The organism is Streptomyces sp. NBC_01431 (genome assembly GCF_036231355.1).
Classification (GTDB): Bacteria; Actinomycetota; Actinomycetes; order Streptomycetales; family Streptomycetaceae; genus Streptomyces.
Genome location: NZ_CP109496.1, coordinates 2,047,563 through 2,069,343 on the forward strand (window position 1 = coordinate 2,047,563; position 21,781 = coordinate 2,069,343).

At 72.2% G+C, this 21,781-nt stretch carries 23 protein-coding genes; 11 read left to right on the forward strand and 12 right to left on the reverse strand.

All coding sequences use genetic code 11. The features are described 5' to 3' along the window. Positions 1-71: 71 nt before the first annotated feature. Positions 72-539: an indole-3-glycerol phosphate synthase gene (locus OG522_RS09480; protein ID WP_329462505.1), complete on the reverse strand. Its 468-nt coding sequence runs from the start codon at positions 537-539 to the stop codon at positions 72-74. A gap of 155 nt (positions 540-694) precedes the next feature. After that, complete coding sequence (locus OG522_RS09485) at positions 695-1,468, reverse strand: pyrimidine reductase family protein (RefSeq protein ID WP_329462506.1); 774 nt, start codon at positions 1,466-1,468, stop codon at positions 695-697. Between OG522_RS09485 and zapE the strand changes: the two genes are divergently transcribed. The 3 genes from zapE to OG522_RS09500 all read left to right on the forward strand — a co-directional run bounded on the left by zapE (position 1,467) and on the right by OG522_RS09500 (position 4,019). After that, complete coding sequence (gene zapE / locus OG522_RS09490; RefSeq protein ID WP_329462507.1) at positions 1,467-2,573, forward strand: cell division protein ZapE; 1,107 nt, start codon at positions 1,467-1,469, stop codon at positions 2,571-2,573. The two genes, OG522_RS09485 and zapE, sit on opposite strands and share 2 nt — an antisense overlap. A 66-nt stretch (positions 2,574-2,639) precedes the next feature. After that, positions 2,640-3,065 carry an OsmC family protein gene (locus OG522_RS09495; protein WP_329462508.1) on the forward strand — a complete coding sequence of 142 codons (426 nt, stop codon included), beginning with the start codon at positions 2,640-2,642 and terminating at the stop codon, positions 3,063-3,065. A gap of 78 nt (positions 3,066-3,143) precedes the next feature. Further along, positions 3,144-4,019, forward strand: coding sequence for a PPK2 family polyphosphate kinase (locus OG522_RS09500; RefSeq protein ID WP_329462509.1), 876 nt, complete (start codon positions 3,144-3,146; stop codon positions 4,017-4,019). A gap of 18 nt (positions 4,020-4,037) precedes the next feature. Here OG522_RS09500 and OG522_RS09505 read toward each other — a convergent pair whose 3' ends face one another. Beyond that, positions 4,038-4,790, reverse strand: a complete 753-nt coding sequence (locus OG522_RS09505) for a hypothetical protein (protein WP_329462510.1) — start codon at positions 4,788-4,790, stop codon at positions 4,038-4,040. A gap of 206 nt (positions 4,791-4,996) precedes the next feature. On the opposite strand from OG522_RS09505, the gene OG522_RS09510 reads away from it, so the two are divergent. Then, on the forward strand, positions 4,997-5,899 hold the full coding sequence (locus OG522_RS09510; RefSeq protein ID WP_443074680.1) for a polysaccharide deacetylase family protein: 903 nt from the start codon (positions 4,997-4,999) through the stop codon (positions 5,897-5,899). An 18-nt stretch (positions 5,900-5,917) separates the two neighbouring features. Here the strand turns inward: OG522_RS09510 and OG522_RS09515 are convergent, their stop codons facing one another. Genes OG522_RS09515 through OG522_RS09530 form a run of 4 tightly spaced genes read right to left on the reverse strand, consistent with a single transcriptional unit; the run spans position 5,918 to position 8,421 of the window. Next, a complete protein-coding gene (locus tag OG522_RS09515) occupies positions 5,918-6,151 on the reverse strand; it encodes a hypothetical protein (protein ID WP_329462512.1) in 234 nt (77 codons plus the stop codon). Positions 6,152-6,191: 40 nt separating this feature from the next. After that, positions 6,192-6,860: an ABC transporter gene (locus OG522_RS09520; protein ID WP_329462513.1), complete on the reverse strand. Its 669-nt coding sequence runs from the start codon at positions 6,858-6,860 to the stop codon at positions 6,192-6,194. Beyond that, positions 6,857-7,720, reverse strand: coding sequence for an ATP-binding cassette domain-containing protein (locus OG522_RS09525; RefSeq protein ID WP_443074681.1), 864 nt, complete (start codon positions 7,718-7,720; stop codon positions 6,857-6,859). Before OG522_RS09525 ends, OG522_RS09520 begins: the two co-directional genes overlap by 4 nt. 23 nt (positions 7,721-7,743) lie before the next feature. After that, positions 7,744-8,421 (reverse strand): AIM24 family protein, encoded by a 678-nt coding sequence (locus tag OG522_RS09530; protein ID WP_329462514.1) that lies wholly within the window; start codon positions 8,419-8,421, stop codon positions 7,744-7,746. A gap of 70 nt (positions 8,422-8,491) precedes the next feature. Here OG522_RS09530 and OG522_RS09535 point away from each other — a divergent pair, with 70 nt between their 5' ends. Next, complete coding sequence (locus OG522_RS09535; RefSeq protein WP_329462515.1) at positions 8,492-9,238, forward strand: aminoacyl-tRNA hydrolase; 747 nt, start codon at positions 8,492-8,494, stop codon at positions 9,236-9,238. 89 nt (positions 9,239-9,327) lie between these two features. Here the strand turns inward: OG522_RS09535 and OG522_RS09540 are convergent, their stop codons facing one another. Continuing rightward, a complete protein-coding gene (locus OG522_RS09540) occupies positions 9,328-9,693 on the reverse strand; it encodes a darcynin family protein (RefSeq protein ID WP_329462516.1) in 366 nt (121 codons plus the stop codon). A 255-nt stretch (positions 9,694-9,948) separates the two neighbouring features. Then, a complete protein-coding gene (locus OG522_RS09545) occupies positions 9,949-10,842 on the reverse strand; it encodes an NAD(P)H-binding protein (RefSeq protein ID WP_329462517.1) in 894 nt (297 codons plus the stop codon). 113 nt (positions 10,843-10,955) lie between these two features. Between OG522_RS09545 and OG522_RS09550 the strand changes: the two genes are divergently transcribed. From OG522_RS09550 to OG522_RS09570, 5 genes are all read left to right on the forward strand, one after another. Beyond that, positions 10,956-11,903 carry a LysR family transcriptional regulator gene (locus OG522_RS09550; RefSeq protein ID WP_329462518.1) on the forward strand — a complete coding sequence of 316 codons (948 nt, stop codon included), beginning with the start codon at positions 10,956-10,958 and terminating at the stop codon, positions 11,901-11,903. 94 nt (positions 11,904-11,997) lie between these two features. Next, entirely contained in the window at positions 11,998-13,332 is a 1,335-nt protein-coding gene (locus OG522_RS09555) for a DUF692 domain-containing protein (RefSeq protein ID WP_329467525.1), read from the forward strand. Between the two features lie 155 nt (positions 13,333-13,487). Next, the gene (locus tag OG522_RS09560) at positions 13,488-14,276 is read left to right on the forward strand and encodes a DUF4142 domain-containing protein (protein WP_329462519.1); all 789 of its coding nucleotides are present in this window, start codon (positions 13,488-13,490) and stop codon (positions 14,274-14,276) included. 74 nt (positions 14,277-14,350) lie between these two features. Beyond that, positions 14,351-15,109 (forward strand): TIGR04222 domain-containing membrane protein, encoded by a 759-nt coding sequence (locus OG522_RS09565; protein WP_329462520.1) that lies wholly within the window; start codon positions 14,351-14,353, stop codon positions 15,107-15,109. A gap of 106 nt (positions 15,110-15,215) precedes the next feature. Further along, complete coding sequence (locus tag OG522_RS09570; protein ID WP_329462521.1) at positions 15,216-16,808, forward strand: alpha/beta hydrolase; 1,593 nt, start codon at positions 15,216-15,218, stop codon at positions 16,806-16,808. A gap of 63 nt (positions 16,809-16,871) precedes the next feature. On the opposite strand, the gene hemQ is transcribed toward OG522_RS09570, so the two are convergent. Together hemQ and hemG are read right to left on the reverse strand one after the other, a co-directional pair. Continuing rightward, a complete protein-coding gene (gene hemQ / locus OG522_RS09575) occupies positions 16,872-17,588 on the reverse strand; it encodes a hydrogen peroxide-dependent heme synthase (RefSeq protein ID WP_329462522.1) in 717 nt (238 codons plus the stop codon). 4 nt (positions 17,589-17,592) lie between these two features. Next, positions 17,593-19,023: a protoporphyrinogen oxidase gene (gene hemG / locus OG522_RS09580; protein WP_329462523.1), complete on the reverse strand. Its 1,431-nt coding sequence runs from the start codon at positions 19,021-19,023 to the stop codon at positions 17,593-17,595. 150 nt (positions 19,024-19,173) lie between these two features. Between hemG and OG522_RS09585 the strand changes: the two genes are divergently transcribed. Beyond that, entirely contained in the window at positions 19,174-20,541 is a 1,368-nt protein-coding gene (locus OG522_RS09585; protein WP_329462524.1) for an FAD-dependent oxidoreductase, read from the forward strand. 93 nt (positions 20,542-20,634) lie between these two features. Here OG522_RS09585 and hemE read toward each other — a convergent pair whose 3' ends face one another. After that, positions 20,635-21,702 (reverse strand): uroporphyrinogen decarboxylase, encoded by a 1,068-nt coding sequence (gene hemE / locus OG522_RS09590; protein WP_329462525.1) that lies wholly within the window; start codon positions 21,700-21,702, stop codon positions 20,635-20,637. Between the last annotated feature and the right edge of the window lie 79 nt (positions 21,703-21,781).

Consider the following 21,781-nt stretch of genomic DNA (forward strand, 5'->3'; position numbering starts at 1 on the left):
CAGAAGGAGCCCCCACCCTAGTTCCTGCGGGGGCTCCGGCCGCGACGCGGCTTCTGGCCGGAGCCGGGCCGCTACTCGCTGTGCGCGAACAGCTTCAGGACCGGCACGCCCACCTTGTGGCGGGCCCGGGAGGCCCAGTCCCGGTGGAAGAACTCCTCCACGTAGTGCGGTGCGGTCAGGACGATCACCTCGTCGGCCCGCACCTCGTCGACCACGCCCTTCAGCTGGTTCAGGGGGTGGTCGTCGACGATCTGGCCCACGGCGGCACTGCCCGCGGCCCGCAGTGAGTTGAGCGAGTGCTGCAACGCCAGTTCGGCGGGGCCCTGCGCCGCCGAGCCCTCCGGCTCCTCCCCCTCGTGGACGGCTTCGTCCAGTTCCCCCAGTGCCACGTCGTCGATCGCGCGCAGCAGCCGGTCCTGGTCGCCCCTGGGCTGCATGAGCACGACGAAGGAGACCGGCTCGTCCCCGTGCAGAGTGGTGACGAATTCCACGTCGACGGAGGTCAAGGGCTTCTCGATCATCAGTACGCTCGTGAACACGACAGGCGCCCTTCTTTTCTCTCCACGGCCGCGACCACCGCCGAGGTGGCGGATGCGGCCCCTGCGGAAACCATCCTTCCCCGTGCCCGCACGGGGTCTGCGTGAGTTAAGTGTGCCCAGCGCGAGATAACCGGAACGACAAATTCCGCAGGTTGTCAGATCCGACGGTAACGCGTGTAGAGGAACCCGGCGTCTTCGAGCAGTGACGTCAGCGCGAACCGCTGGGGCACCTGCACCGGGGGGCCGCCGGCGATCCGCTGCGCATCGCCCGCCGTCAGCGTCGGGGAGACCGTCAGGCACAACTCGTCCAGCACGCTGGCGGCCACGAACTGGCCGAGCAGCCGCGGCCCGCCCTCCGTCAGGAGGCGCCGGAAACCGCGCTCGGCCAGCGCCCGCACCGCCCGCTCGGGCTCGACGCCGGGACCGTCACCGGCGACCACCACCTCGGCGCCGCCCCGCTCGGCCTCGCGGATCCGCTCCGGATCCGCGGCGGCGCCGGTCAGGACCAGGGTGGGGACGAGCGGCGAGGCGAACAGGGGGAGCGAGAAGTCGAGGTCCAGGCTGGCCGTGACCACGGCGATCGCGGCCACGGGGCCCTGCCCCGCGGCCTCGCGGCGGGCCGCGAACTCGGCCCGCGCCCTGGCCGGCCGGTAACCCTCCAGGCGTACCGTTTCCGCGCCGACCACGATCACGTCGGCCAGCGCCCGCAGGGTGCCGAAGACCCGCATGTCCGTCTCCGAGGACAACGGCTGCGAGCGGCCTTCGTGCTGGCCGGCCCCGTCGAGCGAGGACACCATGTTGGCCCGCAGCCAAGGGCCGTCCGTGCGCGGGTAGGCGTAGGCGTCGGCCAGCTCGTGGAGCGACCACTGGGTGTCTTTCGCGGCCTCGGCGTCCGGTGTCTGGTCGGTCACAGGGAACAGTTGTCGCATGCCGTGCAGTCTGGCACGACCCTTACAGTGGGGAACTGTGTCGACCAGCCCCATAACCCAAGCGGCCCCGGTGTCGCTCTGCGCCCGTGCGCCGCATGTCCCCGCCGACCGTCTGGTCGCCGAGATGGTCCCGCCGCCGCGGTTCGACTCGGTCCGCTTCGAGACGTACGTACCGGATCCGAACCAGCCGAGCCAGGCGGAGGCGGTCACCGTCCTCTCCTCGTTCGCGGCCGGGCTCGGCGGAGCGCACGCCGTCGGCGGCAAGCGGCGCTGGTTCGCGAAGAAGCCGGCCGCCGCCACCGGGCCGCGCGGGGTGTACCTCGACGGCGGTTACGGCGTCGGCAAGACCCATCTGCTCGCCTCGCTGTGGCACGCGACTCCGGCCGAGCCCGCGCTGAAGGCCTTCGGTACCTTCGTGGAGCTGACGAACCTTGTGGGCGCGCTCGGCTTCCAGCAGACCGTGCGGACGCTGAGCGGCCACCGGCTTTTGTGCATCGACGAGTTCGAGCTGGACGACCCGGGCGACACCGTGCTCGTCTCCTCGCTCCTTGCCCGTCTGGTCGAGCAGGGCGTGGCGCTCGCGGCGACCTCCAACACGCTGCCCGGCAAGCTCGGCGAGGGCCGGTTCGCGGCCGTCGACTTCCTGCGCGAGATCCAGGGCCTGTCGGCGCACTTCCATCCGCTGCGGATCGACGGCGAGGACTTCCGCCACCGGGGTCTGCCCGAGGCGCCGGCCCCGTACTCCGACGAGCAGGTCACCAAGACGGCGTACGCCACCGAGGGCGCAGCGCTCGACGACTTCCCGCAGCTGCTCGACCACCTCTCGCGCGTCCACCCCAGCCGGTACGGGGCGCTGACGGACGGGGTGCGCGCGGTCTGCCTGACCGATGTGCGTCCGGTGCCCGACCAGTCGACGGCGCTGCGTCTGGTGGTGCTCGCCGACCGGCTGTACGACCGCGAGGTGCCGGTCCTCGCCTCGGGCGTCCCCTTCGACCGGCTGTTCAGTGACGAGATGCTGAACGGCGGATACCGCAAGAAGTACTTCCGGGCGATCTCCCGCCTGACCGCGCTGGCCCGCGACGCGAAGGGCCTTGTGGCGCAGTAGGTTTGGGGCCGAGGGGGCTCCTGCTGCATCCGTCCACCGCCCCCTCGGCCACAGAAGGGAATCATCATGGCCACCACGCGCACGGCGCACACGGTCTGGGAAGGCGAGCTCATCAAGGGCTCCGGCACCGTCACGTTCGACTCCTCGGGCATCGCGTCCCAGGCGGTCTCCTGGCCGTCCCGCGCCGAGCAGGCCAACGGCAGGACCAGCCCCGAGGAGCTCATCGCGGGCGCCCACTCCAGCTGCTTCTCGATGGCGCTCTCGCACGGTCTGACCGGCGCGGGCACCCCGCCCACCCGCCTGGAGACCAAGGCCGACGTCACCTTCCAGCCCGGCGAGGGCATCACCGGTATCCACCTCACCGTGCGCGGCGAGGTCCCCGGCCTCGACGAGGAGGGCTTCCAGTCGGCCGCCGAGGACGCCAAGAAGAACTGCCCGGTGAGCCAGGCCCTTTCGGGGACCACCATCACGCTCACCGCCGAGCTCGCCTGACCCTGCCGCCAGCGGTAGCGCCGGACGCCGTTCCATCGCACGATCGAGGGAACGTACCGGGACCGGAAGGGGTGCGCAGTGGCCGGAAAGGGCGAGAAGAAGCGGCCCGAGCAGAACCTCCGCGAACTGCTGCGCATCCCCGAGGGCGAGCGCGTCGACCTCTCCTCGTACGCGGCCGACGCCATCCCCGCCGGACCGCGCGACAAGGCGGCAGGCCTGGCCGACACCGCCCGGATGGGTGAACGCCTCGCCGCTCTTCAGGAGCGCCTGTACGCGGCGAGCACCGCGGGCGACCGGCGGCGCGTCCTGCTCGTGCTCCAGGGGATGGACACCAGCGGCAAGGGCGGCACCGTCAAGCACGTCATCGGCCAGTTCAACCCTTCCGGCTGCCGCATCAGGGCCTTCAAGACGCCGACCCGCGAAGAGCTGAACCACCCCTTCCTGTGGCGGATCGCCAGGGCGCTTCCGCAGCCCGGCGAGATCGGCATCTTCGACCGCTCGCACTACGAGGACGTGCTGATCGCCCGGGTGCGCCGCCTCGTCCCGCGCTCCCGGCTGGGCCGTCGCTACGGCCAGATCAACCGCTTCGAACAAGCGCTGGCCGAGGACGGCGTGCTGGTGGTGAAGGTGTTCCTGCACCTCAGCCGCGAGCAGCAGCGGCGCCGCCTGCTGCGGCGCCTCGACGACCCCGACAAGCACTGGAAGTTCAACCCCGCGGACATCGACGAGCGGGCGCTGTGGCCCGACTACCAGCGGGCGTACGAGATCGCGCTTGAGCGCTGCTCGACCGGCGCCGCGCCCTGGTTCCTCGTCCCGGCCGACCGCAAGTGGTACCGGAACTGGGCGGTCAGCAAGCTGCTCCTGGAGCATCTGGAGGCGCTCGATCCGCGGTACCCGAAGGCGGGTTTCGACGTCGAGGAGTGCAGGCGGCGACTCCTGGAGGAGCCCAACTAGGCGTGGTACACGTCCCGTTCAGGCAGAGCGACTCACCAGGGCCGAGATGTCGATGGTCTGGGCGGCGGTGGGGGTGGCGGTGGGCACCGGCTTGTCGAAGCCGTCGAAGCGCACGGTCGCATCGGGGGCCGCGCCTTTCTGTCCGGCCGTGATCCGCACCGGGTAGGGCTTGCCGGTCGCCGAGACGTCGACCGTCAGGGTGCGGCCCTGCCGGGTGGTGGTGAGGGGGATGACGGAGGTCGCGTCGACCTTGGTCGGCTTGCCCTTGGTGAGCCCGGTTGACGGCAGCTTGGCCGCGTTGTCCAGGTACTTCTGGAAAGCGTCGAGGTCGCACACCCCGGCGGTGGCGCGCAGCACCGGGTCGTTGGTGGTGCCCCGCAGATACCGGTTGCCGACGAGCGAGGCCATCGCGCTGCCGTTGCCCGGCACCTCGTTCTTCCAGAACGCCGCGTCCGGTTTCATCCACACGTCGGCGCCCCGCTTCACGATCTCGACGGACCCCTGCGGCCCAAGACTCACCGAGCCCCGGCAGTTCCCGGACCGGTCGAGCGTGAGGTCGAAGGAGGTCGGGGCGCCGGGCACGCCCAGATCGCCCTTGGCGGTGACGTGGAGCGATGTGGCGCCGTGGAGGGCGTCGCGGGACTGCTGGGCGATCTGATCGGCGGAGAGCGAACCGAGGTCGTCGGTGCGGGCGGTCGCCGTACCCGCGAGTGCGAGTAGGGCGGCGGCCGAGCAGACCGCCGAACACGCGGCCGTACGAGATCCGGACACGTCGCCTCCCTGAGGCCGTGAGGGCCGCGCCCGGCCTGCGAAGGGGCTCGACCGGACCCTGCTCCGTATGGAACGAGCCTAGTCCCCGTGGACGGATCGGGCGCGTTGCGGCCGGGGCGCCTGGGGACGCGGGCCGCGTGCGCGGGCCGTGCGGCATTGGCCGGAATCTCCGAAGGCCCGGGAGTGCCGCAAACCTCCGTTCGCTAATGATCAGATACTTTCCGTTCGTGACCATTTCTGCACGAAAACTGCTAGCGGTTGCCGCGCTCGGAGCGACCCTCGCGGGCTGCGGCTCCGACCCCGCCGCTCACAAGGCGGCGGACAAGCCCGCTCCCTCCGCGTCGGCACGACCGTCGGGTGCCGCCGCGCCGTCGCCCGCGGACGTCGCCAAGAACGCTCCGACGATGGCACCCGGCCCCGGCGGAATCACCCCGGTCTTCGAGCGGGCGCCCAAGAACCCCAAGGCCGAGAAGGTCGTCGCGCTCACCTTCGACGCCGACATGACGGCCGATCAGGGGCCCCGCGCGGCGGGCGGCGAGCACTTCGACAACCCCGCGCTCATCGCCGACCTGCGGCGCCTGAAGGTACCGGCCACGGTCTTCATGACCGGGCGCTGGGCCGAGGAGTACCCGGACCAGGCCCGCTCCATCGGCACCGACCCCAACTTCGAGATCGGCAACCACTCCTACAGCCACTACGCGTTCAAGTCCGACTGCTACGGGCTGCCCGTGGTCGACAAGGGCGGGATGCGGGCCGACGTGGAGAAGGCGACGGCCATGTTCGCCAAGGCCGGGGTACGCAACGCCGTGCCGTACTTCCGCTTCCCCGGCGGCTGTTACGACAACGAGGTGCTGCGCAGGCTGGCGCCGCTGAAGATGACCGCCGTCCAGTGGGACGTGGTGAGCGGGGACGCCTTCGCCAAGGACGCGAACGCGGTGGCCGAGCAGGTCCTGGCCGGCGTGCGGCCCGGTTCGCTGGTGGTCATGCACTGCACGCGCAGTGCCGCGCCGGTCACCGACACGGCGCTCCAGCGCATCGTCCCGGAGCTGCGCAAGCGCGGCTACCGCTTCGTGAAGGTCTCCGACCTGATCCGCGGCGCGCAGCACTGAGCCGCGGCAGTCGGCGCGTCAGCCCGAGCAGGCCGTCCGCTGGGCCTCCTGCCACTCACAGACGGGGCAGAGCGTGATGCCCCTGGTCGACTCCGGGTACTCGGTGGGCGCGCGGCACAGCACGCACTCGGCGAACGGGCCCTCCACCGGGCCGCCGGGTTCCGCGGGCGCGGCGGTGGGCCCGCTCGCGCAGTACGCCGCGTCGGCGCGGGTCTCGTTCCGGTCCGCCGGATCCTCGTGCGTCGTGTCCATGCGGACGAGCCTAATCGGGTCCCTCGGATACCGGGCCTGGTCAGCGGCGTCGTGAGCTGAGCGCGCAGACCGCCGCCGCGGCCGCCCCCGCGAGCACGGCGGCGGCCGCGAGCGGCACCAGCGCCACGTGCACGGTCCCGGTTTGCGAGCCGGTGACCAGGTCGTGGACGGCGTACTGCGCGGGCGACGGGGCAAGGACCAGGGTGAGCAGCGCGGCCAGCGCGGTGAGCGTGAGGGACCAGCCGCGGCCGTGCAGCACCGGGCGACTGCCCAGCGCGCCGACCGCCGCGCCGGTCAGTACGCACACCCCGGCGGCCACCAGCCCCGCCACGATCGCGGAGCCCAACGGCACCGCCACCTTGTGGTCCCCGCTGGCTGGATCGCTCGCGACGGCCACGTACGCCGTGCCCGCCAGCGCCGGCACGGCCGCGGCGCCCACCGCGGCCAGCAGGGACGCGAGATGCACCCGGGCCGGGCCCACCGCCGCGGCGGCACAGGCACGGGCGGCGTCCGGCTCCTGGGTGACGCAGACGCGGACCAGCCAGGCCGCCACCGGGAGCAGACCCGCCGCCGCGTAGCCCATCGAGTCGAGGACCGGCTCCCCCGCCTGCACCCCGATGCCCAGGAAGGCGACGTACACCAGGACGGGCGCGAGCCAGCGCTGGGAGCGCAGCAGCAGGGCGGTCTGGTAGCGGACGAGCGGCTTCACGGGCGACGCACTCCTCGTATGTGCCAGGGCGGACGGGCGGCGAGCAGGGCGCGCAGCAGGTCGTCGGAGTGGGCGGCCGCCACGGTCAACACGTGCGATCCGTCGGGGCCGGGCCCGAGCGCGGGTGCGCCGGGCAGGTCGGCGGGGCTCGGGGCGGGTCCCACGACGTCGATGTGGACGAGGTTACCGACGACTTCGAGCGGCGTCGGGAAAGCGCCGGGCAGGTCCGCGCCGAGTCGCTCAGGAAGGCCGGGGTGCGAGGCGGCTCCGAGTGGCTTCAGCGATCCCTCGCACAGGGCGTACCGCTCGTCCTCGCTACCGGCGAGCCGCTTCGGGTCGTGGTCGACGAACACGACGGTGGTGCCGGCCGCCACGCGTTCCTTCACCGCGCCGTCCAGTTCCGCGCGGGCATCGGTGTCGAGACCGGTCCATGCCTCGTCCAGGACGAGGAGTTCCGGTGCGGCGAGCAGAGCCTGGGCCACGGCGACCTTCTGGCTGGTGCCCTTGGAGAGTTCGGCGAGCGGGGTACTGGCATGCTCGGCCGCGCCGAATCGCTCCAGCCACCGCTCGGCCCGTTCCTTGGCCGTCCGGCCCGGCAGGCCGTGGACGCGGCCGAGGTGCACCAGGTAGCCGGCCGCGGTGAACGGCAACGCCGCGGGGAAGCGTTCGGGGACGTAGGCGGTGCGCGGGCGACCGGCGACGCGGCCCTCGCTCGGTGCGTCGATCCCGGCGACGAGCCTCAACAGCGTTGACTTTCCAGTGCCGTTGGTGCCTGCGATCCGAACCAGGGTGCCGGTGCGCAGGTCCAGGTCGATCCCGCGCAGGATCCATGGACCGCCGATGCCGTACCGGCGGCCCACTCCCCGCAGTGCGCGTGCGGTGCTCAGTGCTGCTGCGCCTTCTGCGGCGTCGCCTCGCTCGGGCGGACGATGACGTAGCCCTCGCCCTGGAGCATCAGCTGGACGGCCTCGCCGGAGCCGCCGCGCAGCATCGAGCCGATGGACTGCGAACGGTGCAGGGAGGTCTGGAGGTTCGCACTCCAGCCGACCACCGCGTCGGTGTCCACGTACACCGGCAGCTGCGGGGAGACCGGGATGACCAGCGGGTTGCCCTCGCAGACCAGGCCGAGGCGGCCGTAGCCGGTGAAGACGCTGTTGAAGAGGCCGCCGCCGGCGATGCCGGAGCCCTTGACCGTCTTGATCTCGTAGCTGAGCGAGGAGTCGAAGCAGAGCACGTTGCGGCCGTTGATGGTGAGGGCGTCGCCCTGTTCTATGTCAACGATGAAACAGTTCTGGGCCTCGTGCGCGAACCAGGCCTCGCCCTGGCCGGTGACCGCCATCAGGGGCAGGCCCTCGCCGGTCACCGCGCGCTTGAGCATGCCGCCGATGCCCTGACCCCGGCGCTCGAACTGGAGGGTGCCGCGGTAGGCGATCATCGCGCCCTGGCGCGCGAGCATCTCGCCGTTGACGGCGTACTTGATCGACTTGGCGTTCTCCAGGGTCATACCGGCGGCGGTCGCCGGCTGGGCCATGTTGTCTTTGGCAAAAAGGTCGCTCTTCATGCGCGCATCCTGTCCCGGAACAATTCATTCCGCCAAGAATCACCGGTTCGGCGGCTGGCAGACTGGTGCCGTGAGCACCCAGGACACCTCTTCCGACAGCCCGTTCCACAACCAATCCCCGCGCGACGAGGCGCCGCAGTACGTGCTGCCGCTCGTCGTCCGCATCGAGAAGGCCGAACCCCCGGCCCGTACCGATGCGCTGGAGACGGCGGCCCGCGCGGTGCTGGTGATCCTCTCCGACGAGCGGTCGCTCGGCGAAGGTGCGGGCGAGGGCGAGTGGGCGCAGGTGATGCGTGACTGGCAGGACGCGCGGATCCGCAAGGTGGTGCGGCGGGCCCGCGGCGCGGAGTGGCGCAAGGCTTCGGCGCTGGACGGCATCACGGTGACCGGCAAGTCCGCCGAGGTACGCGTCTTCCCGCCCATCCCCCTGGACGGCTGGCCCAAGGAGCTGGCCAAGCTCCAGGTGTCGGGCACGGAGCTGGACGACCCTGCGGTTGTGGACGCCCCGGACCCGCTCGCGCCGGTGCTCTGGGTCAACCCGGACCTCGACATGTCGGCGGGCAAGACCATGGCTCAGGTCGGGCACGCCGCCCAACTCGCCTGGTGGGAGCTGTCGGACGCGGACCGCGAGGCCTGGCGCGCGGCGGGCTTCCCGCTCTCGGTGCGCACCGCACAGCCGGCCGCATGGCGCGAACTGACGCTCAGCGGGCTGCCGTTGGTGCGCGACGCGGGCTTCACCGAGATCGCGCCGGGGCTGACCGTCGCGGCCCAGGGCGGCAGTCTCTTCTGCACGCTGCCGTCCGGACGCCGGCCGTAGCGGCCGCTCCGGCGTCGAACGCACCCTGCGCCGATGCCCCCCGGCTCCAAGGAGGCAGGAGGCATCGGCGTCGCGGACCGCCGGGGCGGTCAGGTGCTGACGGTGGCCACGGGGTCGAGGCCGTAGGTGCGCGCGTAACCGTTCTCGGTGCCGACGAGGAGCTCGACGACCTCGAAGTAGCGGTCCCAGAACGGGGTTTCCCGCAGCACGTCGATGAGGAGCTGGTAGGCGGTGTGGTCGTCGGCCTCCCAGACCCAGACGTCGGTGACGCGGGTGGAGTAGAACTCCGTGTCGTAGAAGCGTGACCGTACGCCGGTGGTCTTGGCCTTGATCGCGGGGATGACCTGGGTGGCGAAGGCGCTCGCCCGTTCCTCGGGGGTCATGGCGAGCCACTCGGGCAGGGTCTTGATGAGCATGAACGCGGTGACCGGCGGTGTGGTTTGCTCAGCGGGCATGACGGATGTCTCCGGGATGGCAGATGGTGGTGGCGAGTTGGGCGACTCGGGCACCGGTGACGGAATGGCGCGTCTCCAGAACTCGCCTTCCAAGGGCGGACTGGCGCGTCTCCAGGACTCGCCTTCCAAGGGCGGACTGGCGCGTCTCCAGGACTCGCCTTCCAAGGGCGGACTGGCGCGTCTCCAGGACTCGCCTTCCAGGGGCGGAACGGCACGCCTTCAGGACTCGGGTGCCGCGGGCCGAGCGGCGGGCCGTCAGGAGAGGACAGCGGGCTTGAGGGTCAGGGCGCACCACTGCTCGAAGCTGGTGGGGGACGCCGCGTCCGGAGTGCGGGCGACACCGGCGTCCAAGCCCTCGTTCTTGGCCCGCTTCATGTCGACGATGCCTTGGACGAACGCCTCGTTGAGGCCGTAGCCGAGGAGGGTGGCGTGCAGCTCGCCGAGCGGCTGGCGTTCGTAGCGGACGGGGCGGCCGAGCTGCTCGGTCATGATGCGGGCCAGGTCGTTGTAGGACAGGTCCCGCGGCCCGAGCACCGGGACGCTGTCGCTGCCGGTCCACGAACGGTCGGTCAGCAGGCGGGCGGCGACGGCCGCGATGTCGGCGACGGCGACGAGGGGGGCCTTGCGGTCGGCGTCGACGGCGTCGGTGAAGACCCCCTTCGCGCGGATCGAATCGGCCTCCTCCAGGATGTTCTCGAAGAACGACGGGTTGGCCAGGGCCCGGTACGCGACACCGGTGCCGGCGATGAGGTCGTCCATGGCGAGGGAAGCGGTGACGAGTCCCGCGCGGTGGGCGAGCGGGGATACGCGGCCGAGCGCGGAGACCCCGACGACGTGACCGACGCCGTGCGCGGCGAGCGCCTTCGCCGCGGGGCGGGTGAAGCCGCAGTAGGCGTCGTCGGGGGTCAGCGAGGCGTCCGGAGGGACGAGCCAGAACACGGCGTCCGCGCCCTCGAAGGCCCGGTCGACAACCTCGGCGTCGCCGTGCGAGCCGGTGATCACCTCGACGCGTTCGCGCACCGCCTCGGAGAGCCGGGCGGGGTCGCGCACGACCACGCGCAATCCCTCGCCGTGGGCGGGGGCGGACTCCAGGAGCAGCGGCAGCAGGTGGCGGCCGATGTTTCCGGTGGGAGCGGTAATGACGATCATGAAAACCTCAGGGGGTCGTGCCGGATCGGTACGTCCCTCATCCTGCGGAGCCCCCGGTGTTGCCACAATGGGAACTTCAGCACTGGATCATTGCCTGAAATGGAATTACGCCTATGAGCAGCAGTCCAGAGCCGGTCATCGACGCCCAGCTGGCCGTCGCGTTGGACGCTCTGCTGGCGGAGCAGAGCGTCACCCGCGCCGCCGCCCGTCTGCATACCTCCCCCGCCGCCATGAGCCGCACGCTCGCCCGACTGCGGCGCGTCCTTCAGGACCCCCTCCTGGTCCGGGCCGGCCAGGCCATGGTCCCCACCCCCCGCGCCGAGGCGCTGCGGGATGAGGCCGCCGCGGTGGTGCGCCGGCTGGGTGCGCTGCTCGCCCCCGGCGCCGGCGTCGACCCCGCCGCCCTGCGCGCCACCTTCACCCTCCAGACTGCCGACGTGGTCGTCGCGGCGCTGGCCCCCGGGCTGCTGCGACTGGCCGGCCGGGAGGCGCCGGGGGTTTCGTTCCGCTTCCGCGCCGAGGACCTGGAAGCCGGTCCGGCCCTGCGCGACGGCCGGATCGACCTGGAGATCGGCTCCATCGACCACGCCGACCCCGAGGCCCAGGTCGAGGAACTGGTCACCCTGCGGCTGGTGGCGGCCGTCCGGCCCGGCCACCCCCTCACCGAAGGGCCGCTGACCGCGGTCCGGCTCGCGGCCGCCGAACACGTCGGAGTCAGCCGCCGGGGACGGTTCACCGGCCCGCTGGACACCGCCCTGGCCGAGCGGAACCTCCACCGGCGGGTCGCTGTCGTCCTGCCCAGCCACCTGGCCGCGATGACCCTCGCCGCCGGCAGCGACGCCGTCTGCCTCGTCCCCACCGCGCTCCCCGGCGCCGGACCCTCCCCCCTGACCGACACCGCCACCGCCCTCGGCCTGTGTCTCCTCGACATCCCGCTACCGCTGCCACCCCTGACCATCGGCATGGCATGGCATCCCCGCCATGCGGCCGACGGAGGCCACCACTGGCTGCGCGACGCCGTCCGGCGCGCCCTTCGCGCACCCGGGAGCCCGGCCGCCTGAACCTTGTGGGCGCCGCCGTGCGGCAACCTCAAATCAAGCTCTGAACGTGTCGCGCGAGGGATTCGGTGCCGAGGTGGCGGGCCATGACCTGTCCATGAAGCATTTGGGCATCGGCATCGGCTGGCGGCCTGAGATCGCGGACGCCATTGAAGGGCTGTCCGGCATCGAGTGGGTCGAGGCGGTCGCGGAGAACCTCTGCCCCGGTCACCTCCCCGACTCGCTGGTGCGCCTGCGCGAGCGCGGCGTCACCGTGGTGCCGCACGGCGTTTCACTGGGACTGGGCGGCGCCGACCGTCCCGACACCGGCCGGCTCGCCGACCTCGCGGCCCGCGCCCAGGCGCTGGGTGCCCCGCTCGTCACCGAACACATCGCGTTCGTACGGGCGGGCGGCCCCCTCACCGCCTCCCCGCGCCTGGAAGCCGGCCATCTCCTGCCGGTGCCGCGCACCCGGGACGCCCTCCGGGTCCTGTGCGAGAACGTGCGCATCGCCCAGGACGCGCTGCCGGTTCCGCTCGCGCTGGAGAACATAGCGGCCCTGATCAACTGGCCCGACGAGGAGTTGACGGAGGGTCAGTTCCTGGCGGAACTGGTGGAGCGGACGGGGGTGGGGCTGCTGATCGACGTGGCCAACCTGCACACGAACCGCGTCAACCGCGGCGAGGACCCGGCTCGGGCGCTGGCCGGGCTTCCGCTTGAGGCGATCGCCTACGTGCACGTCGCGGGCGGGGTCGAGCGGGACGGGGTGTGGCACGACACACATGCGCATCCCGTGCCGGAGGCGGTGCTCGACATCCTGGGCGACCTGGCCGCGCGGGTTTCGCCGCCCGGGGTGCTGCTTGAGCGGGACGACGCGTTTCCGCCCGCGGCGGAGCTGAAGGGTGAACTGGACGCCATCGGGGGCGTACTGGGGGCCGCGAAGCCCACCGCCCCGCCCCTTTCCGGTGTGACGTCGTGCGGCTTTGCCGCGCCGCGGGAGCCGACCCCGGGCCCCCGCTCCTCGCACGCCCCAGGGGCTGACCTCGACCGCCCTGGATCGCGAGACCGCCTCGCTCTCGCCCAGGCCGCGCTGCTGTCCTGTCTCACCGCCGGGACCCCCGTGCCCGCCGGGTTCGACGGGCCGCGGTTGCGGGTGCAGGCGCGGGCGCTGGTCGACAAGCGAGCGGATGTCGTGGGCAAGGTGGCGCCCGAGTTGCCCCGAATCCTCGGGTCCGGGTACCGGCCGGCTTTCCTCGCGTACGCCAAGTACCGCCCTCTGCGGGCTGGTTACCGGCAGGACGCGCTCGACTTCGCCCGGTTCCTGCTCCGTGCCGGGTGGGTCGAGGACGCCGATGCCCGTCGCCGGCTGACGCGGTGGTGGAAGGAGCGGGCCACCGCCAGGCCGCCGGGGCGGGCCGTGCGGCTGCTGCGTACGCTGGTCCGGGCGGCCTGAGACCAACCCGTCAACGTACCCTCTGCGCAGATGAGTTGAGCGGCACTCCCTCATCACGTGACGACCCCCACACCACCCGCTCACCTATTTCACCGAACCGCCTTCGGGATCAGGCGTATCCGCACTACCGTGCGGCACCGCACCAGGAGGCATCCATGCGTCGCTTGTTGTCCGGTACGGGACTGGTCGTCACCGCGTTGGCGGCGACCTTCGTCGCGTTGCTCTTTCCGGTCTGGTCGTACGCCGACCGCTCCGGCACCCCGCTCGCCGATCTCAACGCGGGCACCGTGTCCACCCGCTGGGGCCCGCTCTCCGCCGCCGACCGCGACTTCGTGGTCCGGGTGCGGCTCGCCGGGCTCTGGGAGGGACCCGCGGGGCAGCAGGCCATCGAGCGGGCTCCCAGCGCCGCGATCAAGGCGGCGGGTCAGCACCTCGTGGACGGGCACGCCTTCCTCGACGCCCGGGTCCGCGAGGTCGCGGCGCAGCTCGGCATGGCTCTGCCCGACCAGCCCAACGCCCAGCAGCAGTCCTGGCTGCGCACCCTGACGGCCGCGCGCGGCAGCACGTACGAGTGGGACTTCGCGAACCTGCTGCGGTCCGCGCACGGCAAGGTCTTCGGGCTCGTCGCACAGATCCGCGCCACCACCCGCAACTCGCTGGTGCGGTCGCTCGCCGAGGACGCCAACACGACGGTCCTGGACCACATCAAGATGCTGGAGGCGACCGGGCTCGTCGACTTCGACGCGCTCGCGCGCGACGGGGCCGCGACGGCGACCGCGAGTCCCACCGGACCGCCGCCGCCCACGCCGGGAGCCGGCCTGCCGAGCCCGGCCCCCCTGACGTCCCTGCCGGACGACGGCACTTCGCCGTCGTTCTCACTGCCGCCCGCCGCGTCCCGCCCGAAGGACGAGGCGTCACCCGCTCCCGACACCCACAGTCCGTAACGAAGAGATAACCCGACGTCCAAATTGTGGACAGGTCATGGCGGTGAAGCCTCAACTTCGCATAGAAATCGGCCATGTTCTGGGTCCTCTTCCTTCTGCTGGCGATCGCCGCGGCCGGGTTCTCCTGCGGCCGCCTGTGCCTGGCGTCCGTCGCCGCGGCGCGTCCCGTACCGCTGACGGACCGGGAAAGGAGCCTGTCCTGCTACGAGGCCGCGTTCCTGGCGGGCGGCCCCGACCGGGTCGCCGACCTCACGCTCGTCTCCATGCACCGGGCCCGCAGGCTGCTGCTCGCGCACACCGGCTGGGCCACCGTCGTCGACCCCGAGGGCCGCGACGACCTGGAGCGGTCCGTCCTGACGGCGATCGGTCCCGGCGGCCAGGAGCGGATAGCGGCGATACGGTCCGGCGCGGCCGCCGCCGACGCGGTGCACGCGCTGGCCGAGCGGCTCGCCGCGGCCGGTCTCGCCGTTCCCGACGCCATCCGGTCCGGGGTCGGCACCTCGGTACGGGCGGTCCGCGGAGCCACCCTCTTCATCGCGGCGCTCGCGGTCACCGCACTGCTCATGCCGGGTGAAACGGGCACCGGGCGGGGGGAGATGGCGGCCTGGTTCGCCCTCCCGCTGGTCCTCACCCTCGGCTGCCTGGCCATCGCCCGGGTGGAGATCCGTCCCCACACCCGCTGGGCCTCGCCGGACGGCCAGCGGCTGCTCGGCGGGCTCGACCCGGAGGGCGATCCGCTCACCGCGGTGGCCGTGCGCGGGATCAGGGCGGTGGACGATCCCCAGCTGCGCAGCGCCCTGGCCGGGGGCCGCTTCGCGCATCGGGGTCAATGACCGCGGCCGTCGCGGCCCCGCTGCTTTACTTCACCCCTTTCAAAGTATCCCCTTTTGATCTGTATGTACTTCCGTAGTACCGCAGCACGAAAGGGATGTACCGGCGATGAGAGCAGTAGCGCTGTACGGAGCCCTCGGTTCCCTCGTCCTGACCGCGCTCGCCGCCGCCCCCGCCGGCAGCGCGGACTCGCTCACCGCCGAGGCGCGGGGGGTGGCCGTCGCCGCCGGGCGCGCGGCCGCCGACCCGATCGTCTTCGGCCGCTGCCCCCAGGCGGAGATGCTGCCCGTGACGGTCCAGTGCGGCACCGTCAAGGTGCCGCTCGACTACGCGCAGCCCACGGGCCGTCAGATCGCCCTCACCGTCAGCCGGTCCAGGGCGCGGGGCAAGGCACGCCAGGGCGCACTCGTGTACAACCCGGGCGGCCCCGGCGCCTCCAGCACGTACTTCCCGATGGCCGCCGGACTCCCCGAGTGGAAACGGATCGCCGGTGCCTACGACCTCGTCGGCTACGCGCCGCGCGGGGTGGCCCGCTCGGCCCCGCTCTCCTGCCAGGACCCGCGCGACTTCACCAAGGCCCCCACCCAGTCGCCCACGGACCCCTCGCCCTCGTACAAGCAGGAGCGGATCGCGCAGGCGCAGGCGTACGCCGAGGGGTGCGCGCGCAACGCGGGGGACGCGCTGAGCCACTACACCAGCATCAACAACGCCCGCGACCTGGACGTACTGCGGGCCGCGCTCGGCGAGAAGAAGCTGACCTTCATGGGCGCCTCGTACGGCACCTACTTCGGCGCGGTCTACGCCACGCTCTTCCCCTCCCACGTCCGCCGGATGGTCTTCGACTCGGCGGTCGACCCGGCCCCCGAGCAGATCTGGTACCGCAACAACCTCGACCAGTCACGGGCCTTCGAGGGCCGCTGGGCGGACTTCCGCACCTGGGTCGCCAAGCATGACGACGTCTACCACCTGGGCAAAACGGCCGACGAGGTCCTGGAGAGCTACGAGAAGGTGCGGGCCAAGCTGACCCGGGAGCCGGCCGGCGGCACGGTGGGCCCCGGCCAGTTGCAGGCCGCGTTCCTCAAGGCGGGTTACTACGACGACTACTGGGCGAGCCGGGCCACCGCGCTGTCCGAGTACCTGAAGGGCAATCAGCAACCGCTGCTCGAACAGGCGGCGCCCAAGGCGGAGTCGGCGGCGGACGACGAGAACGGCAACGCGGTCTACACGGCGGTCGAGTGCAACGACGCCGCCTGGCCAAGGGACTTCACGACGTGGGACCGCGACAACAGCGCGCTCGCGAAGACCGCGCCGTTCGAGACGTGGGACAACGCGTGGATGAACCTGCCGTGCGCCTACTGGCCGGCCCCGCAGCAGAAGCCGGTGGATGTCGGGGTCAAGGAGGGGGCGCTGCCGGCGACGCTGATCCTGGCGGCCGAGCGGGACGCGGCGACGCCTTACCCGGGCGCGCTGGAACTCCAGCGGCGGCTGCCGGGCTCCGTGCTAGTCACGGAGAAGGACGCCGGTACGCACGGCATCGCGGGCGGCGCCAACAAGTGCGTCAACGGCTATCTGGAGGACTACCTGGTGAACGGTCGGACGCCGGTGCGGCGCGCTGCGTGCGCGCCGCACCCGGAGCCGAACCCGGTGTCGCTGGACGAGCGCGTGGCCGACAGGCCGGGGCGTGCGCCGCGCGCTCTCTGATCTTCCGGGTCAGGGGTGACCGGGGTCCGCTCGCGTGGCGCGAACCCCGGTCACCTGGTCTTGCTAGGCCAGTGAGGCCACGAGGTCGGCGACGCTCTTGCGGCGGCCCGTGTAGAACGGGACCTCCTCGCGGACGTGCATGCGGGCCTCGGAGGCGCGCAGATGGCGCATGAGATCCACGATGCGGTAAAGCTCGTCGGCCTCGAAGGCGAGCAGCCACTCGTAGTCGCCGAGCGAGAACGAGGCGACCGTGTTGGCGCGGACGTCCGGGTAGCCGCGGGCCATCTTCCCGTGGTCGGCGAGCATGCGGCGACGGTCCTCGTCCGGCAGCAGGTACCAGTCGTAGGAGCGCACGAACGGGTACACCGACACGTAGTCGCGCGGGTTCTCGTCGGCGAGGAACGCCGGGATGTGCGCCTTGTTGAACTCGGCGGGCCGGTGCAGTGCCATGTTCGACCACACCGGTTCGAGCGCGCGGCCCAGCTTGGTGCGGCGGAACAGGTTGTAGGCGCCCTGGAGCTCGTCGGAGGTCTCCGCGTGCCACCAGATCATGATGTCGGCGTCGGCGCGCAGACCCGACAGGTCGTAGGTGCCGCGGACGGTGACGTCCTTGGCGGCGAGCTGGTCGAACAGCTCCTGGACCTCGTCGGCGTAACCGGCGCGATCCTCAGGAAGTACGTCGCGCAGCTTGAAGACAGACCACAGGGTGTAGCGGATGACCTCGTTGAGGTCCTTCGCCTTCTTCCCCGCGTTGGGAATCTTTTCCGGAGCAGCACTCATGTGGCTATTGTCCCGCGTCGCTCTGGGTGTTCTGCGCCAGGGTCGACGTGGCGATGATCTCGTCCGCGGCCCGCTGGGCGCTCGCGACGCACGCGGGGATGCCCACACCGTCGTACGCGGCCCCGCAGACCCGCAGGCCGGGCAGCTTGGCGAGCTCCGCGCGGACGCGGGCGACCTTGGCGAGGTGGCCCACCGGGTACTGCGGAAGTCCGCCGATCCAGCGGGTCACTTGGGTGGCGACGGGCCGCGCGGCGAGGCCGACGGCGTCGCCGAGGTCGCCGAGCGACACGTCGACGAGGTCGGCGTCGTCCCAGTCCAGGTGGCGCTCCTCGCCGTAGCGCCCGATCGAGGTGCGCAGCACGAAGAGGTCCGGGGAGCGGTCGGTGACCCACTGCCATTTGTACGAGGAGAACGTGGCGGCCTTGATGGTGCGGCCGTCGACCGGCGGCACCAGGAAGCCCGAGCGCTCGTCGAGCCCGGCCAGATCGCCGCGCCGGAAGGCGAGCGTGACCAGCGCCATCGAGGCGTACTCGATCTCGGAGAGCTCGGCGGCGGCGACCGGCGACTCGGCGGCGAGCAGCGCGGAGGAGGCCCAGGCGGGGGTGGACAGGACCACGCCGTCGGCGGCGAGCAGTTCGGTGTCGGTACGGATCTGCCAGCCTTCGGCGGTCCTGGTCAGATCGAGCACCGGGGTGTCCATGCGGATCTCGCCGCCCGCGGCCCGTACGGCGTCGGCGACCGCGCCCGGCAGGGTGCCGATGCCGCCGTCGAGGCCCGCGAAGACCGGCCCGGTCTGCTGCTTGGCGGCGGCCTTCGCCTGGATGTCCTGGACGCCGTCGAGGAGCGAGCCGTGGCTGCGGGCCGCCTCGAAGAGCTGGGGGACGGCGGCCCGCATCGAGATCTTGTAGGCGTCTCCGGCGTACACGCCGCCGAGCAGCGGCTCCACCAGGCGGTCGACGACCTCGCGGCCGACCCGCCGGGCGACGAACTCGCCGACGCCGATGTCCTCGCCGACCTCGGTCGGGGCGAGTTCGCGATCCTGCGCGATACGAGCCAGTCCCTCGGCGGACACGATGTCGTGCAGCGCGGCGGGGTCCGCGGGGACACCCATCACATGGCCCTTGGGCATCGGCCGCAGGGTGCCCCGCGTCCACAGCGAGGCGTTGGCGGTCGCGGGCGCCTGGATCCGGTCGCCGAGGCCGACGGCGCGGGCCAGCTCGACGCCCTCGGGGCGGCGGGCCAGCATCGACTCGGCGCCGAAGTCGACGGGCGCGCCCGCGATCTCCCCGGCGAGCAGCTTGCCGCCGAGCGTCGTGGTGGCTTCGAGCAGGGTCACGCGGGCGCCGGCCCCGAGCAGCCGGTGGGCCGCGGCGAGTCCGGAGACACCGCCGCCGACGACGACGATGTGCGGGGCGCTGGTGACGGCGTTTTCCATGCCCCCACTGTCTCAGACCGCCTCATCGCGGTGATCCGCGCCCACCTCCGAGTCCGCGAACGGGAATTCCCCGCTGCCCCGGTGCGTATCTTCCCCAGAAGGCACAACCCGAGTAGGGCTCAGCGGACTTCAGGGATGGAGGCACCCCCCATGGCGGCGGAGCGACTGGTGGTCATCGGCGGCGATGCGGCGGGCATGTCCGCCGCATCGCAGGCGCGCAGGCTCAAGGGCCCCGAGGAGCTGGAGATCGTGGCCTTCGAGCGATCGGGCTTCACCTCGTACTCGGCCTGCGGGATTCCGTACTGGGTGGGCGGCGACGTACCGGGTCACGAGGACCTGATCGCCCGCACCCCCGAGGAGCACCGGGCGCGCGGGATCGACCTGCGGATGCGTACGGAGGTGACGGAGCTGGACGTCGCCGGCCGCCGGGTGCGGGCCCGGGACCTGGAATCCGGCGCCGAGGCGTGGACGTCGTACGACAAGCTCGTGATCGCGACCGGGGCGAGCCCGGTGCGGCCCGCGCTGCCGGGGATCGACGCGCCGGGGGTGCACGGGGTGCACACCATCGACGACGGCGGGGCGCTGCTGGACAGTCTGGCCGCCGCCGGTGGCCGCCGCGCGGTGGTGGTGGGCGGCGGCTACATCGGCATCGAGATGGCGGAGGCGCTGCTCAGCCTGAACTTCGAGGTGACACTCCTGACCCGGGGCGCCGAGCCCATGCACTCGCTCGACCCGGACATGGGGCGCCTGGTCACTCGGGCGATGGAGGAGTCCGGGATCCGGGTGGTCACCGGCGCCGAGGTCACCAAGGTGCTGACCGCAGGGTCGGGGCGGGTGAGGGCGGTGGCGACGGAGTCGGCCGAGTATCCGGCGGACGTGGTGGTCCTCGGTCTGGGCGTGGCACCCAACACGGCCCTGGCCCGCGGGGCCGGTCTGCCGCTCGGCGAGTCGGGCGGTCTGCTCACGGACACCTCGATGCGGGTGCGCGGCCACGAGAACATCTGGGCGGGCGGCGACTGCGTGGAGGTCCTGGACCTGGTGTCGGGCCGCCTGCGTCACATCGCGCTCGGTACGCACGCCAACAAGCACGGCCAGGTCATCGGCTCCAACGCGGGCGGCGGCTATGCCACGTTCCCGGGTGTCGTCGGCACGGCCGTCACCAAGGTCTGCCAGACGGAGATCGCCCGCACCGGCCTGCTGGAGAGGGAGGCCCGCGCGGAGGGCCTCCAGTACATCACCGCCACCATCGAGTCGACCAACACCGCCGGGTACTACCCGGGCGCGGCCTCGATGGCGGTGAAGATGCTGGCCGAGCGGCGCACGGGGCGGCTGCTCGGGGTGCAGATCGTGGGCCGCGAAGGCGCGGCGAAGCGGATCGACGTGGCGGCCGTCGCCCTGACCGCCAGGATGACGGTGGACGAGCTCACCGCCCTGGACCTCGGGTACGCCCCGCCGTTCTCACCGGTGTGGGACCCGATCCTGGTGGCGGCGCGCAAGGCGGTGTCCGCCGTGCGGTGACGCTCCGCCCCGAACGCGGGCATTCGGCCGTGGGCCGCCGGTGGCCCATCGCGCGGTGCCCCGCGCCCCTTGGAGCGCGGGGACGCCTACCGCTCAGCGGGCGGTCTGCTCGTGGACGTACGCGACGAGCCGCGTCAGCGCGTCCGGGTCCATCGACGGCAGCACCCCGTGGCCCAGGTTGAAGACGTGGCCTTCGAGACCGGCGGCCGCGTCGAGCACCTCGCGGGTCTTGGCCTCGACGGCCGCGGTCGGGGCGAACAGGACCGCCGGGTCGAGGTTGCCCTGAAGCGCCTTGCCGGGACCGACCCGGCGGGCCGCCTCGTCCAGCGGGACGCGCCAGTCGACGCCGACGACGTCAGCGCCGGCCTCGCCCATCAGACCGAGCAGTTCGCCCGTGCCGACACCGAAGTGGATGCGGGGCACGCCGTAGGAGGCGACTGCGTCGAAGACCTTCGCGGAGGCGGGCAGCACCGAGCGCCGGTAGTCGGCGGGGGCGAGCGCGCCCACCCAGGAGTCGAAGAGCTGGACGGCCGAGGCGCCCGCCTCGATCTGGACCTTGAGGAAGGCGGCGGTGATGTCGGCGAGGCGGTCGAGCAGGTCGGCCCACAGCTCCGGGTCGCCGTACATCATGGCCTTGGTGTTCTCGTGGTTGCGGGACGGGCCGCCCTCCACGAGGTAGCTGGCGAGCGTGAAGGGGGCGCCCGCGAAGCCGATGAGCGGCGTCGAGCCGAGCTCGCCGGTCAGCATGCCGATCGCCTCGGTGACGTAGTGGACGTCCTCGGGGGTGAGATCGCGCAGCTGCGCCAGGTCGGCCCGGGTGCGGATCGGGGCGGCGACGACCGGGCCGACGCCCGGCTTGATGTCCAGGTCGACGCCGATGGCCTTGAGCGGGACCACGATGTCGCTGAAGTAGATCGCCGCGTCGACCTTGTGCCGGCGCACCGGCTGGAGCGTGATCTCCGTGACGAGCTCCGGCCGCATGCACGACTCCAGCATGCCGACGCCCTCGCGCACCTTGAGGTACTCCGGCAGCGAGCGCCCCGCCTGGCGCATGAACCAGACCGGCGTGTGCGGCACGGCTTCGCGCCTGCACGCCTTGAGGAACGCGGAATCGTGCGTCTTGCTGTTCGGCTGGCCCACAGGGCGGTCGTTGGCGCTCACGCCCAGAATCTTCGCATGTACCGGGAAGCGGCCGACCCGGGCCGGGTGTCCCTACCAGCGCCGGGCGCCCGTTCCGCCT

What these genes read in the sequence shown, in the direction of transcription:
- zapE (WP_329462507.1), top strand. Translation starts at nt 1,467, where the DNA reads ATGCCGTGCAGTCTGGCACGACCCTTACAGTGGGGAACTGTGTCGACC.
- OG522_RS09545 (WP_329462517.1), bottom strand. Translation starts at nt 10,842, where the DNA reads ATGATCGTCATTACCGCTCCCACCGGAAACATCGGCCGCCACCTGCTG.
- OG522_RS09560 (WP_329462519.1), top strand. Translation starts at nt 13,488, where the DNA reads ATGCGTCGCTTGTTGTCCGGTACGGGACTGGTCGTCACCGCGTTGGCG.
- hemQ (WP_329462522.1), bottom strand. Translation starts at nt 17,588, where the DNA reads ATGAGTGCTGCTCCGGAAAAGATTCCCAACGCGGGGAAGAAGGCGAAG.
- OG522_RS09585 (WP_329462524.1), top strand. Translation starts at nt 19,174, where the DNA reads ATGGCGGCGGAGCGACTGGTGGTCATCGGCGGCGATGCGGCGGGCATG.
- OG522_RS09570 (WP_329462521.1), top strand. Translation starts at nt 15,216, where the DNA reads ATGAGAGCAGTAGCGCTGTACGGAGCCCTCGGTTCCCTCGTCCTGACC.
- OG522_RS09540 (WP_329462516.1), bottom strand. Translation starts at nt 9,693, where the DNA reads ATGCCCGCTGAGCAAACCACACCGCCGGTCACCGCGTTCATGCTCATC.
- OG522_RS09550 (WP_329462518.1), top strand. Translation starts at nt 10,956, where the DNA reads ATGAGCAGCAGTCCAGAGCCGGTCATCGACGCCCAGCTGGCCGTCGCG.
- hemG (WP_329462523.1), bottom strand. Translation starts at nt 19,023, where the DNA reads ATGGAAAACGCCGTCACCAGCGCCCCGCACATCGTCGTCGTCGGCGGC.
- OG522_RS09510 (WP_443074680.1), top strand. Translation starts at nt 4,997, where the DNA reads ATGATCAGATACTTTCCGTTCGTGACCATTTCTGCACGAAAACTGCTA.
- OG522_RS09485 (WP_329462506.1), bottom strand. Translation starts at nt 1,468, where the DNA reads ATGCGACAACTGTTCCCTGTGACCGACCAGACACCGGACGCCGAGGCC.
- OG522_RS09495 (WP_329462508.1), top strand. Translation starts at nt 2,640, where the DNA reads ATGGCCACCACGCGCACGGCGCACACGGTCTGGGAAGGCGAGCTCATC.
- OG522_RS09515 (WP_329462512.1), bottom strand. Translation starts at nt 6,151, where the DNA reads ATGGACACGACGCACGAGGATCCGGCGGACCGGAACGAGACCCGCGCC.
- OG522_RS09565 (WP_329462520.1), top strand. Translation starts at nt 14,351, where the DNA reads ATGTTCTGGGTCCTCTTCCTTCTGCTGGCGATCGCCGCGGCCGGGTTC.
- OG522_RS09530 (WP_329462514.1), bottom strand. Translation starts at nt 8,421, where the DNA reads ATGAAGAGCGACCTTTTTGCCAAAGACAACATGGCCCAGCCGGCGACC.
- OG522_RS09555 (WP_329467525.1), top strand. Translation starts at nt 11,998, where the DNA reads ATGAAGCATTTGGGCATCGGCATCGGCTGGCGGCCTGAGATCGCGGAC.